The following is a 12,100-nucleotide window of genomic DNA, read 5'->3' as shown; positions in this document are numbered from 1 at the left end:
GGGGGCCTCCGGGGCGAGGTGGGGTAACCGTTCTCGTACACGGGAAGTTCTCTTACCTGAACGATGTACGCGTTCTTGAACAGCGGATCGTCTGGTGACGGTAGGGACGGCGCGTGAGCATGTCAAGGTCCGGACCAGCGGCCGGAAATCGCGCCCGGAGCCCCATACCGGCCGCAGTGAGAACAGCATGTGAAACGGACGCGCGCGGGAATGCCGCTGTCGCGTGGGGCGTTCTTCCCTACGAACACGAGGAGGAGCGGTAATCGTGCTTGATCCGCAGGGTTTGTACGAATGGGAGCCGAAGGGCCTCGCAGTCGTCGACATGGCGCTCGCGCAGGAGTCGGCCGGCCTGGTCATGCTGTACCACTTCGACGGATACATCGATGCGGGTGAGACCGGCGAGCAGATCGTCGGGAAGCTGCTGGACGGCCTGCCCCACCAGGTGGTGGCACGCTTCGACCACGACAGACTCGTCGACTACCGCGCCCGCCGACCGCTGTTGACGTTCAAGCGGGACCGCTGGGCCGACTTCGAGACCCCCGCGATCGAGGTGCGCCTGGTGCAGGACGCCACGGGCGCGCCGTTCCTGCTGATGTCGGGCCCCGAACCGGATGTGGAGTGGGAGCGGTTCGCGGTTGCCGTGCGGCAGATCGTGGAGCGCCTCGGCGTACGGCTTTCGGTCAACTTCCACGGCATCCCGATGGGCGTCCCGCACACCCGCCCCGTCGGTATCACGCCACACGGCAACCGCACGGACCTGATGCCCGGTCACCGCTCGCCCTTCGACGAGGCGCAAGTGCCCGGCAGCGCCGAATCGTTGATCGAGTACCGCCTGATGGAGGCCGGACACGACGTCCTGGGCGTGGCCACACACGTCCCGCACTACGTGGCGCGGTCGGCCTACCCGGACGCCGCGCTGACCGCCCTGGAGGCGATCACGGCGGCCACCGGCCTGGTGCTGCCGAGCATCGCCCACGGTCTGCGCACCGAGGCACAGCGCACCCAGACGGAGATCGAGCGCCAGATCGGCGAGGGCGACGAGGAACTCGTCACGCTGGTGCAGGGACTTGAGCACCAGTACGACGCGGTCGCGGGCGCCGAGACCCGGGGCAACCTGGTGGCCGAGCCGGCGGACCTGCCGTCGGCGGACGAACTGGGCCGGGAGTTCGAGCGGTTCCTCGCGGAGCGCGAGGGAGACCTCTGACGGCGGCCGGGCCACGGCTGTCGCATTCGGTGGACGGGTTCGCGGACCCGTCCACCGATGGCACCCGCGGCATCCCCTAGGCTGCCGCTCATGCTGAAGGTGGGCCTGACCGGCGGAATCGGCGCCGGCAAGAGCGAAGTGTCGCGCATGCTCGTCTCGTACGGGGCGGTGCTGATCGACGCCGACAAGATCGCCCGGGAGGTCGTCGAGCCCGGAACCGCGGGCCTGGCGGCGGTGGTCGAGGCGTTCGGCCACGGCATCCTCGCCGCGGACGGCACACTGGACCGCCCCGCCCTGGGCACGATCGTCTTCGCCGACCCCGCGAAGCTCGCGGTCCTGAACGGCATCGTCCACCCGCTGGTGGGGGCGCGCTCGGCGGAGCTGGAGGCAGCCGCCGGCCCGGACTCGGTGGTGATCCACGACGTCCCGCTGCTGACCGAGAACGGCTTGGCGCCCCTGTACGACCTCGTGGTCGTCGTCGACGCCGCCCCCGCCACCCAGCTCGACCGGCTGACCCGGCTGCGCGGCATGGCCAGGGCCGAGGCCGAGGCCCGGATGGCGGCCCAGGCCACCCGCGAGCAGCGCCTCGCCGTGGCGGACCTGGTCATCGACAACGACGGTCCGCTGGAGGCGCTGGAGCCGCAGGTCGCGAAGGTGTGGGCCGAGCTCCTGGAGCGTGCGGGCGCGCGCTAGGGCCAGTCGGCGGGAAGTCTCAAATCACCGCACCGCCGCACGGCCCGGGATTACGATCCCGGTGTGCTCTTCGTACTGGCGGGTTTCACGGTCTTCGGCGGGCTGGTGGCACTGCTGGCCGGGGCGTACGGGCTGCGCGAGACCCGGCGTGTCGCGGCGGCGGGCGACGCCGTCTGGGCGCTGGTCAAGCCCGCTCCGCCCGGGTCCGGGCGCCCCCTCCTTCAGTACGAGACGGCCGACGGCCGCGTCCTGGAGCTGCCGTCCCCCGTACCGCCGTCCCGCCGCGAGCCACTGACCCCGGGTGGACGCGTCCACCTCGCCTACGACCCGGCCGACCCGCGCCAGGTCATTCTCCTGGGCCGGGAACGAGCCGGCCTGGACCGTACGTTCGTAGCGGCAGGAGGTGCCGTACTGGCGACGGGCCTCATCCTGGCATTCGCCGCGCTGTGAGCGGCCCCGCACTCCGTGCCGGAGGGAATGAATACGGAATACGGGAACTGGGCAGTGCGTTGTCAACGCGCAGCGAGGGAAAGGACTCGACCGTGGCCGAGAGCACCCCGGAAACGCACGTCATCGACTTCCGCGCGGCGGAGCAGCTGCTCGCCGCCCGGGATCCTCGCGGCGCGGTGAAGCTCCTCGACTCGGTCGTCGCCGCCCATCCGGAGAACACCGCGGCCCGTCTCCTGCGCGCCCGCGCGTTCTTCGCCTCGGCGCAACTGCGCGCGGCGGAGCTGGAGTTCCAGTTGGTCCTGGAGCGCGAGCCGGACAACGCCTTCGCCCACTTCGCCCTGGCCCGCACCTATGAACGCACGGCCCGCCCCGACCAGGCCGTCCGTCACTTCCGTCTCGCCGCGGCGCTGGACCCGAAGCCGGAGTACGTGGAGGCGGCCCGGTTCGAGACGGACGAGGGCTAACGCCTTCGCGGCGGCTCGTACGGGGGGATGTCCGGGCCCGGCTGGTAGTGAGGGCCCTGGTGGATGTGGTGGATGATCATCGCCAGGTCGACCGTGACCAGCAGGGCGAGGGCGGCGCACGCGGCCGTCCAGCCGGGGCGGCCCTCCAGGGCGAAGCCCGCTGTGCCGGCCAGGGCCCAGATCAGGCCCCACACGCTCAGCCAGAACCGCATCCTCAGTGGACTGCGTGCGGTCGACGGCTCACTCCCAGTGCGCATGACCATCGCCTCTCCAGGGAAATTTTACCCACTCGGTGGCTGGTTCGAGCTGTCCGATGCGGGGCGGCTTGTGCCGCGATCCCCTCATTCCTCACCCGTCTGCCGCATAGGGTGACGCGCATGGTGGACGAGGACGCTCTGTTGCCGGTGGGGGACGAGCTGCCGGAGATGCTGCTCGACCTCGCCGTACCGCACGAGGACATCAACGAACTGGTGGGGATCGCGCGGAGGGTGGTGGACGATCCGGAGGCGCGCGGGCTGCTGGCGGAGTCCGTGCGCGCGCTCGTCCGGGAGATCGGAAGCGTGGGACACCAGCCGGACCCGCCGCCGGTTCCGGAGGCGCCGGCCGGATGGCGAGGGGAATCGGAGGCGGTGGTTCGGCGCCTCTTCCCCGTCCTCACCCTGCTCGCCGCACTGCCGCATACGCGTGCGTACCACGATGAACGGGCCGTGCCCGCGGACATCGCCCGCCGCACCCTCGCCGACCTCGGACGCAGCCTCGCCCTGCACCGTCGGCGCCACGGGACCGCCGGGCTGGCGGTGCCGCACTGGCTCCGGCACCACTTTCGCGGAGAGCTCTACCAACTGGGGCGGCTGCAGTTCCAGCGCGCCAGGCTCGGCGAGCGCACCGGAGAGGCGGTGCGGGCCGCCGGGCTGCCGCTGGGGCCCGGCGATGCCTGCCTCAGCATCCACATCCCGGACTGCCGGGGCCCGCTCACCCCGCAGGCGTGCGACACCTCGCTCGCGCTGGCCAAGGACTTCTTCGCGCTCCACTACCCCGAGGAGACCTACCGCGTCGCCGTCTGCCATTCATGGCTGCTGGACACGCAGTTGGAGAAGTACCTGCCCGAGGAGTCGAACATCGTCCGCTTTCAGCGCCGCTTCCGCATTCCGTACCGGGAGACGGAACCGGACGACGGAACTCCGGTCTTCTTCGTCTTCGGGGATCCGGACCTGCCGGTGGAGGCACTGCTCCAGCGGACCGCCGTGGAGCGCGCGGTCGCGGGCCATCTGCTCGCGGGCGGGCACTGGTACGGCGGACACGGGTGGTTCGAGCTGTGACCCGGGAGCCGGACGGGCGGGCCGTCCGGCGACGGCCTCCGCGGCGTCAGTGCACGAAGGCGTAACTGCGCCAGGGCGGCGTCCTGGGCGCGATGTTGTCCCCGAGGCGGCTCGGGAGGTACGTCGCCTCCTTGCCGCGGCAGTCAAGCGTCCGGTACAGCCGGACATCCGCCAGGGTGTTGTTGTGGACAGTCGTGGCACCTGCGGGCGCCATATGGTGACAGCCGTTGACCGGCGGACTGCCGATCTTGACAACCCGCTCCGCCGAGGTCGCGTACGAGAAGGTGCCGACCGCCGTCCGGTTCAGGCTGGAGCAGCCCGTGGTGGCGAGCGTGAGGAGCGCCGCCGCCCCGGCGGCGAGGCCGAGCCGCCCGGCAGACGCCGAGCGCCGCCAGGTGGAGCGCCGGGCCACGGACGGGGACGGCTCAGAGGGGCGCGGCGCGAGCTGGGACACAGGCACGGACATGGGCGGTCCTCGTCTGTACGTGTACGGCGGTGGTACGGCGGTCAGTACCGTCACCCTGCCCGTTCGACGGCCTCCGGGCATCCCGTGCGCGGCCGGCCGGGCGACCCGCACCCGCGAGCCTCAGCCGACGACTCGCACCAGAGCGCCCCCCATATCCACTGGCCCGCTTATGTGGTGCGCGCACATCCCGTACCCGTGCACCCGCTGCCTAGCGTCAGGGGCGTAGCCAGATCAGCCTAGACAAGGGGGGCCCGGACGTGCGCAGCAGACACCGTGGGGGATGGAGAGCGGCACTGGCCGTGACAGCGGCACTCGGCGCGCTCCTGACGGCCGGAGGCACCGCCACCGCCGGAAGCGCCGCCGTCGCCGACAGGACGGCTCCAGGGAGCCCCGCCGCCGCCCCGCCCCCGTACCTCACCCTGGAAGCCTCCTACGGCTCCGGCACGGTCACCAACGGCTGGGAGAAGGTCGAGCGCTACCGCGACACCACCCCGGGCTTCCAGCCGGCCGCCGCCGAGGGCTATCCGCCGGACGGGCGGGGCAACCAGGACGGCGTCCGCGTCACGTACTTCGGAGGCGTCGCCCGCCCCACCTCCGACCGCTTCCTGCTCTACTCGGCGCCCGGCTGGAACACCGGCTCCAAGGCCACCCCGGTCCTCCTGGTGCACGGCGCCAACGACTCCGCGGACCGTGCCTGGGCCAATCCCGGCGAGTCCGGCGGCTACGGCTGCGGCGCCCTGTCGTGCCCCTCGACCGGGATGATGCAGTACCTCGCCGCCCGCGGTCACCGCGTCTTCGCCATCGGCTTCGCCCACAAGCAGGGCGACAACCTGATGCAGGCCCAGACCGTCGGTGACGCCGTCGCCGTCATCAAGGCCAAGCTGGGGGCCGGCCGGGTGGACCTGGTCGGCTGGAGCAAGGGGGAACTCGCCACGCGCGCGTACGTCTCGTCCCTCAAGCCTTCCTGGGGGCGTGCCTACGCCGGTGACGTACGGAAGCTGATCACGCTCGGCGGCCCCAACGGCGGCTTCGACTACCCGTACGCCCACGGCTGGGCCCATGACTTCTCGATCTGGCCGGAGTGCGGCGGCAAGATCAACGCGCCTTCCCCGCACTCCCGGATGACCTGCTACGGGACCTACACGGCGCACCCCGAGTTCTCCATGACGCCCTCCGGCGGCTACGACGACTACCCCGGGCAGCGGCAGATGCTGGCACGCTGGGACGGCGTGTACGGCGTCGACCAGTCGGCGCAGGACTGGTACACGACGTACTACGGAGGCCAGGGCTTCTACACGGCCGGTGACGGCATCCAGCCGGCCATCGACGCGGGTTCGCTGGTCGCCCCGCTGCAGCGGGCCGGTGTTCCCGCCTCCGTCACCACGTACCTGCTGGCGGGCGGCTCCCCGGACGTCGTGGGCATCTTCAACGAGAACCGGGGCCCGAGCGACGGGGTCGTCTTCGTCTCCAGCGCGCTCGACACGACCGGTGTCGCCACCGTCGGCGGCAAGACCACCGTGACCGGCGCCAACCACCTCGAACTCGGCTGGAACAGCACCTCTCAGGCCCAGGTCGCGACCTGGCTGGGCTGAGTCCGCCGCTCCGTCCCGCCCCGAAGCCGCGCTCCAGCGGTCGCGTTCCGCAAGTCGCGTTCCCGAAGCCGAAGGACGGCCCGTATGCCCACGCTCACCGCACGCCGGGTACCGACCGCCCGGCTCACCCAGCACATCCTTGAGGACGCCTCCAGGGACACGGGCGAGCCGGTCGTCTTCGTGCACGGAAACGTTTCCTCGTCCGTCTTCTGGCAGGACGCCATGCTCGCCCTGCCCCAGCGCTACCGGCCGGTCGCCGTCGATCTGCGCGGCTTCGGCGGCACCGATCCGCTCCCGGTGGACGCGACCCGGGGCCTGCGCGACTACGCCGATGACTTGGTGGCACTCCTTGAGGCGTTGCATATGGAGCGCGCACACTTCGTCGGCTGGTCCATGGGGGGTGGTGTGGTGCTGCAACATATGCGGGACCGTCCTGCCATGGTGCGGTCCATGACGCTCGTCAACCCGGTGTCCCCGTACGGGTTCGGGGGCACCAGAGGCGTGGAGGGCCGTCTCAACGCTCCGGACGGCGCCGGTTCGGGTGGCGGCACCGCCAACCCCGAGTTCGTACGGCTGCTGGCCGAGCGCGACCGGGGCGAGGAGTCCCCGCTCTCGCCCCGCAGCGTGCTCGCGCGCTGCTACGTCAGGCCGCCGTTGCGACCGGACCGGGAGGACGACTACGTGGAGTCGATGCTCAGCACCCGGCTCGGTGACGACCACTACCCCGGTGACAGCAGGCCCAGCGAGGCCTGGCCCGGCACCGCCCCGGGCACGCGCGGGGTGCTCAACTGCCTCGCCCCGACCCACTTCCGCCTCGACGACCTGCACACCGCTCTCGCCGGGCTCCCCGCGAAGCCGCCGGTGACCTGGGTGCGCGGCGAGGACGACGTGATCGTCTCCGACACCTCGCTCTTCGACCTGGCCCATCTGGGCGCCATCGGCGCGGTACCCGGCTGGGACGGCACCCCGGCGCAGCCGATGGTCGCCCAGACGCGGCACGTTCTCGCCCTTTACGCGCGCGTGGGCGGCGCGGTACGAGAGGTCACGGTGCCCGGCGCGGGGCACGCGGTGCACGTCGAACGCCCCGAGGAGTTCGGCGCCGCCCTGCTGGAGACGCTGGCCGAAGGAGTCTGAGGCGCAGATGGAACCGACCGAGCAGATGGAACCGATCAAGCCGGTAGAACCGGCCGAGCGGGAACAACCGGCCGAGCGGGTAGAACCGTCCGCCACGCGCGTGTGCGTGACCCGGCAGGGCGCGGTGCGCGGCCGGGCCGTGAGCGAGACGGTGACGGCCTTCCTGGGGCTGCCGTACGCGGCCCCGCCCTTCGGCCCGCTGCGGTTTCGCGAACCGGCTCCGGCAGCTTCCTGGGAGGGCGTACGGGATGCCTTCGAGCACGGCCCTTCGGCGCCCAGGGCCCCGTACGCCCCGCCCATGGACGTCCTGATCCCGGACGCCGACGGCGGCCAGGGCGAGGACTGCCTCAACCTCAGCGTCTGGACCCCGCACCCCGGCCCCGGCGGCGGGCTGCCGGTGATGGTCTGGCTGCACGGCGGCGCGTTCTCCAACGGATCCGGCGTGGGCCCCGCGTACGACGGCACCGCCTTCGCGCGCGACGGCGTCGTCTGCGTCAACGTCAACTACCGCCTCGGCACGGACGGTTTCCTCCAGTTGCCGGGCCGGCCGGACAACCGGGGGCTGCTCGACCAGATCGCCGCCCTGGAGTGGGTACGCGACAACATCGAGGGCTTCGGCGGCGACCCGGACCGCGTGACCGTGTTCGGCGAGTCGGCGGGCGCGATGAGCATCGGCGTCCTGCTCGCGCTCCCACGCGCGCGTGGACTGTTCCGCCGGGCCATCCTGCAGAGCGGCGCCGCCCACCACTTCCTGCGGCCCGCCACGGCGGACCTGATCACCGCGCGCCTCGCCGCCGAGCTGGGTATCGAGGCGACCGGGACGGCGCTGACCGAGGCGTTCGCCCGCGTCCCCTTCGCGGAGCTGCTGCCCGCCCAGGCCGGGCTGCGGGCAGCGATGGGCGCCCGTCCGGACCCGGCGCTGTGGGGCGAGGCGGTGCTCAACATGATGCCCTTCGAACCGGTCCTGGACGCGCTGCCGCTGCCGTCCTCCGGCTGCGGGGTGGACCTCCTCGTCGGCAGCAACCGCGAGGAGTACCGGCTCTTCCTGGTCCCCACCGAGCGGCTGCGCCTGCTGAGCGAGCGGAAGCTGCGCGGCACGACCGAGGAGTACGGACTCGACCCCGACAAGGCGCTCCCCGTCTACGCCGGCAGCCACCCCGGCGCGGCCCCCGGCGAGCTCTTCGACGCGGTGGCGACCGACTGGTTCTACCGGATACCGGCAGTCCGCGTCGCCGAGTCCGTCCCCGGTACGCGGGTGTACGAGTTCGCGTGGCGCTCGCCGCGGTACGGCGGTGACCTCGGCGCCTGCCACGGGGCGGAGCTCGGCTTCGTCTTCGACAACCTGCGCGACCCCGTGTACGCCCCGATGCTCGGCGACCGGCCGCCGCAGGACCTCGCGGACGCGATGCACGGCGCGTGGGCGGCCTTCGCGGCGACCGGCGACCCGGGCTGGGACGCCTACGACCGCTCGACCCGTACGACGATGGTCTTCGGCGCCTCGCCCCGCACCCCGGCCGAGCCGGTCCGGGACCCGCGTCCGGCGGAACGTGCCTTGTGGGAGGGGGTGCGCTGAGGACGCGGTGCCCGATTGTCAGACCCCGCCCGTAAGGTCGTAGAGCAGTCGCGGATCGCGCGCCGATCCATGGCTCTGCGCACGAGGGGAGGTGACCTGACATGACGCGACCCGAGCGGACGCCGCCGACGGCGTGGCCCGGTGTGTCCGCGGCGGCGGTGTTCCTGCCCGCGGGGCTGCCCCGCGAGGGCAGGGTCGCCTTCTGGGACCCGGCGGGCGGCCCGCTGCCCGGTGGGGACGGCGGGGCGGGCGAGGTCACCGAGCTGACCGTGGTGCGGCGCCAAGGCTCCGGCGCCGCACGGCGTGCCGTCATGGCCCGACTGCTGCCCGTCACCGAGGCCCTGCCCCTGCTCGTCCGGGCCCGCCACCACCCCGGCGCGCACCCCGCGACCGCCTGCTGGGGCGCCGCCGCGCTGCACGCCCTGCACCTGGTCGCGCGCGGCCGGCTGCTGCCCGGCCTGACCGGGACCGACCACGACGCCTGGCGGGCGGGCCCGCTGGACGCCGACGACATCGCCCAGCTCCGGGCCATCGCCGCCGCCATGCCGTACGAGGCGTACGGAGTGCCCGTGCCGGGCCGGGGCCCGCTGCGGCTGCCCGACCCCGAGGCGCTGGTGCGCGCGTTCCTGGACGCGGTGGCGGACGGCCTGCCGCGCACCCCGGCCGCAGCCCACGCCGTGGGTCCGGCGTTCGCGGCGTCCGCGCCCCAGCACCTGCCCGGCGCGCGCGTGTGGGCGGCCGAGGCGGCGGCGGGCATGGACGCGGGCGTGCGGGTCTCCCTGCGCCTGGACCTGTCGGGCTACGGAATGTTCGACAGCGGCGACGCGGAGGACGCGCGGCGCGCGGGCTCCGCGGTCGTCCAGGTCCACAGCCTCGCCGACCCCACCCTGGTCGTCGACGCGGCGGAGCTGTGGGAGGGGGAGCGGCCCGACGCGTTCGGACCGCGCGCGCGGATCGACGCCCTGCTCGCGCTGCGCCGGGCCGCGCGGGTCTGGCCACCCCTGGGGCTGCTGCTGGAGCGGCCGGTGCCGGATGTGCTGGCACTCACCGAGAGCGAGCTCTACGACCTGCTCGGTTCCGCCGCGACCCGGCTGGACGCGGCGGGCGTCGCCGTGCACTGGCCGCGCGAGCTGGCCCGCACCCTGAGCGCCACCGCCGTCGTCCGGCCCGCGCCGGGTTCGGCGACCGACGGCACCGCGTTCTTCGACGCCGGGGAGCTGCTCGCTTTCAACTGGGAGCTGGCGCTCGGCGGCGAACCGCTCAGCCAGTCCGAGATGGACACGCTGGCCGAGGCCCACCGGCCGATCGTGCGGTTGCGCGGCCAATGGGTGGTGGCCGACCCCGAACTCGTACGCAAGGCGCGCAAGCGCGACCTGGGGCTGCTCGACCCGGTGGACGCGCTGTCCGTGGCACTCACCGGCACCGCCGAGGTCGACGGCGAGACCGTGGAGGCGGTGCCGACCGGCGCGCTGGCCGCCCTGCGCGACCGCCTCACCGAGGGCCCGCGGGCAACCGTCCAGCCCCCGGGCCTGGACGCCACGCTCCGCGACTACCAGCTGCGCGGCCTCGCCTGGCTGGACCTGATGACCTCGCTCGGTCTCGGCGGCTGTCTCGCGGACGACATGGGCCTGGGCAAGACGATCACCGTGATCGCGCTCCATCTGCGGCGCGCGCGTCCCGAACCGACCCTGGTGATCTGCCCGGCTTCGCTGCTCGGCAACTGGCAGCGGGAGATCGCCCGGTTCGCCCCCGGCGTCCCCGTGCGGCGCTTCCACGGCAGCGACCGCAGCCTCGCGGAGACGGACGGCGGCTTCGTCCTCACCACGTACGGCACGATGCGCGGCAGTGCTCCCCAACTGGCCGCGCACACCTGGGGAATGGTCGTCGCGGACGAGGCGCAGCACGTGAAGAACCCGTTCTCGGCGACGGCGAAGGCGCTGCGCACCATCCCGGCGCCCGCGCGGGTCGCCCTCACCGGCACGCCGGTCGAGAACAATCTCTCCGAGCTGTGGGCGCTGCTCGACTGGACGACGCCCGGGCTGCTGGGCCCGCTCAAGTCGTTCCGCGCCCGCCACGCGCGCGCGGTGGAGAACGGCGAGGACGCGCAGGCGGCCGAGCGGCTGGCCCGGCTGGTCCGGCCCTTCCTCCTGCGCAGGAAGAAGTCCGACCCGGGCATCGTGCCCGAGCTGCCGCCCAAGACGGAGACCGACCACCCGGTCCCGCTCACCCGCGAACAGGCCTCGCTCTACGAGGCGGTCGTCCGGGAGGCGATGGCCGGGGTCGAGGCCGCCGAGGGCATCGCCCGCCGCGCCCTGATCATGAAGCTGCTGACGGCCCTGAAGCAGATCTGCAACCACCCGGCGCAGTATCTGAAGGAGACCGCGCCCCGGCTGCACGCCCGGTCCGGCAAGCTCACCCTCCTCGACGAGCTGCTCGACACGATCCTGGCCGAGGACGGCTCGGTCCTGGTCTTCACCCAGTACGTGTCGATGGCCCGGCTGCTCTCCGCGCACCTCACCTCGCGCGGAGTCCCCTCCCAACTGCTGCACGGCGGAACACCGGTGGCGGAGCGGGACCGGCTGGTGGACGCGTTCCAGTCCGGCGAGGTCCCCGTCTTCATCCTTTCCCTGAAGGCGGCCGGCACCGGCCTCAACCTCACCCGCGCGGGCCATGTCGTCCACTACGACCGCTGGTGGAACCCGGCCGTGGAGGAGCAGGCCACCGACCGCGCCTACCGCATCGGCCAGACCCAGCCGGTACAGGTCCACCGTCTGATCGCCGAGGGCACCGTGGAGGACCGCATCGCCGAGATGCTCGCCGCGAAACGGGCGCTGGCGGACGCGGTCCTGGGCTCGGGCGAGAGCGCCCTGACCGAGCTCACCGACCGCGAGCTGGCGGACCTCATCTCGCTGCGGAGAAGCGCATGAACGGATACCCGCGCCCCGGCCAGGCCGCGCCCGCGACGGCCGCACCCACGACGGCCCGGCCGACGACAGCCGTACGCGGGACGGCCCGGCCCGCGACAGCCCGGCCGATGACAGCCGTACCCGCGACGGCCCGGCCCGCGACGCCCGCGCCCGCGTCCGCCAGCGCCCGTTTCGCGGCGAGCATCTCGGCGATGCGGTCCTCCACGGTGCCCTCGGCGATCAGACGGTGGACCTGTACCGGCTGGGTCTGGCCGATGCGGTAGGCGCGGTCGGTGGCC

At 73.0% G+C, this 12,100-nt stretch carries 12 protein-coding genes; 9 read left to right on the top strand and 3 right to left on the bottom strand.

Features of this window, described 5'->3' with window-relative positions; genetic code table 11:
- Positions 1–322 precede the first annotated feature (322 nt).
- From ACJA3G_RS17015 to ACJA3G_RS17000, 4 genes are all read left to right on the top strand, one after another.
- Positions 323–1,204, top strand: coding sequence for a PAC2 family protein (locus tag ACJA3G_RS17015; RefSeq protein ID WP_406553840.1), 882 nt, complete (start codon positions 323–325; stop codon positions 1,202–1,204).
- A 90-nt stretch (positions 1,205–1,294) separates the two neighbouring features.
- On the top strand, positions 1,295–1,897 hold the full coding sequence (gene coaE, locus ACJA3G_RS17010; RefSeq protein ID WP_406553839.1) for a dephospho-CoA kinase: 603 nt from the start codon (positions 1,295–1,297) through the stop codon (positions 1,895–1,897).
- A 63-nt stretch (positions 1,898–1,960) separates the two neighbouring features.
- Complete coding sequence (locus tag ACJA3G_RS17005) at positions 1,961–2,347, top strand: DUF3592 domain-containing protein (RefSeq protein WP_406553838.1); 387 nt, start codon at positions 1,961–1,963, stop codon at positions 2,345–2,347.
- Between the two features lie 92 nt (positions 2,348–2,439).
- Complete coding sequence (locus ACJA3G_RS17000) at positions 2,440–2,811, top strand: tetratricopeptide repeat protein (protein WP_406553837.1); 372 nt, start codon at positions 2,440–2,442, stop codon at positions 2,809–2,811.
- Here ACJA3G_RS17000 and ACJA3G_RS16995 read toward each other — a convergent pair.
- Positions 2,808–3,068, bottom strand: coding sequence for a DUF6343 family protein (locus ACJA3G_RS16995; RefSeq protein WP_406553836.1), 261 nt, complete (start codon positions 3,066–3,068; stop codon positions 2,808–2,810). The two genes, ACJA3G_RS17000 and ACJA3G_RS16995, sit on opposite strands and share 4 nt — an antisense overlap.
- 120 nt (positions 3,069–3,188) lie before the next feature.
- Here ACJA3G_RS16995 and ACJA3G_RS16990 point away from each other — a divergent pair, with 120 nt between their 5' ends.
- Entirely contained in the window at positions 3,189–4,130 is a 942-nt protein-coding gene (locus tag ACJA3G_RS16990) for an acyltransferase domain-containing protein (protein WP_406553835.1), read from the top strand.
- Between the two features lie 46 nt (positions 4,131–4,176).
- On the opposite strand, the gene ACJA3G_RS16985 is transcribed toward ACJA3G_RS16990, so the two are convergent.
- Positions 4,177–4,596 (bottom strand): hypothetical protein, encoded by a 420-nt coding sequence (locus ACJA3G_RS16985; RefSeq protein ID WP_406553834.1) that lies wholly within the window; start codon positions 4,594–4,596, stop codon positions 4,177–4,179.
- A 299-nt stretch (positions 4,597–4,895) separates the two neighbouring features.
- Here ACJA3G_RS16985 and ACJA3G_RS16980 point away from each other — a divergent pair, with 299 nt between their 5' ends.
- The 4 genes from ACJA3G_RS16980 to ACJA3G_RS16965 all read left to right on the top strand — a co-directional run bounded on the left by ACJA3G_RS16980 (position 4,896) and on the right by ACJA3G_RS16965 (position 11,822).
- Entirely contained in the window at positions 4,896–6,188 is a 1,293-nt protein-coding gene (locus ACJA3G_RS16980; RefSeq protein WP_406553833.1) for an esterase/lipase family protein, read from the top strand.
- A gap of 84 nt (positions 6,189–6,272) precedes the next feature.
- Positions 6,273–7,322, top strand: coding sequence for an alpha/beta fold hydrolase (locus ACJA3G_RS16975; RefSeq protein ID WP_406553832.1), 1,050 nt, complete (start codon positions 6,273–6,275; stop codon positions 7,320–7,322).
- 7 nt (positions 7,323–7,329) lie between these two features.
- Positions 7,330–8,895, top strand: a complete 1,566-nt coding sequence (locus ACJA3G_RS16970; RefSeq protein ID WP_406553831.1) for a carboxylesterase/lipase family protein — start codon at positions 7,330–7,332, stop codon at positions 8,893–8,895.
- Between the two features lie 101 nt (positions 8,896–8,996).
- Entirely contained in the window at positions 8,997–11,822 is a 2,826-nt protein-coding gene (locus tag ACJA3G_RS16965; RefSeq protein WP_406553830.1) for an SNF2-related protein, read from the top strand.
- Here the strand turns inward: ACJA3G_RS16965 and ACJA3G_RS16960 are convergent.
- A partial coding sequence (locus ACJA3G_RS16960; RefSeq protein ID WP_406553829.1) for a hypothetical protein occupies positions 11,797–12,100 on the bottom strand: 304 nt, incomplete at its 5' end. The two genes, ACJA3G_RS16965 and ACJA3G_RS16960, sit on opposite strands and share 26 nt — an antisense overlap.

The organism is Streptomyces sp. YS-3, from assembly GCF_045257485.1.
In the GTDB taxonomy this organism is placed as follows: Bacteria; Actinomycetota; Actinomycetes; order Streptomycetales; family Streptomycetaceae; genus Streptomyces.
Note: the sequence above shows the minus strand (reverse complement) of the source record. Positions and strands in the feature narration are given on the sequence as shown.